Consider the following 610-nt stretch of genomic DNA (forward strand, 5'->3'; position numbering starts at 1 on the left):
CAAACGATGGTTTGGGATGCTGCATTTATCCCGGTGAATTGGGTTAGACGTTGAGGGCTTGTTCCCAGACGGCCTGGTTATTTCGCACATAGGCGGAGGCGGCACGCCAGTGTTCGCCGTGTCCATCGGCATACATCGAGGCCCAGGGCTGGAACCCTGTTCGGTGGGATTCTTCGAGTAGCTCGTACATGGCTTGTGTCCGCTGGTTGATCGCGTCAGGCAGGGCCCGGCGTATTTCGATATCGGCGTCGTACCCGTCGATGAATGCTTTGAGGTTTGCTGCGGCTTCTTCTACTGGTTGCCCTTCGAACATAGAGCTAAAGGATTGGGCGGCGTAGGCCAAGTCCCACAGTCGTGTACTGGGGCCGGATCCGTCCCAGTCAATGAAAACCCATCGCTCTCCGATGATGAGGTTCCACGGGGCGAGGTCGTTATGACACATCAGATTCGGTGCCTCTGTCGGCAGGGGCAGGTTCCAGTCATCCCGGTGGGGGAGTGGGAATGTTTCGCTGGCGTCGTGGATCTGTCGGACCATTCGACCGACGCGGGTGAGGGCATCGATGCTGAGGGGCAGCTGGTTCAGGGCGAGGTCACCGTCGATGTATTCGAC

Annotated in this window: 1 protein-coding gene; it reads right to left on the minus strand. The window is 58.5% G+C overall.

From position 1 onward, the window contains the following. Nucleotides 1–43: 43 nt before the first annotated feature. Nucleotides 44–610 (minus strand): phosphotransferase (locus ABD059_RS12740; protein WP_343880627.1); only part of this gene is annotated, 567 nt, incomplete at its 5' end.

Origin of the sequence: Arthrobacter flavus, assembly GCF_039526005.1 — a bacterium.
GTDB classification, from domain to species: Bacteria; Actinomycetota; Actinomycetes; order Actinomycetales; family Micrococcaceae; genus Arthrobacter_D; species Arthrobacter_D flavus.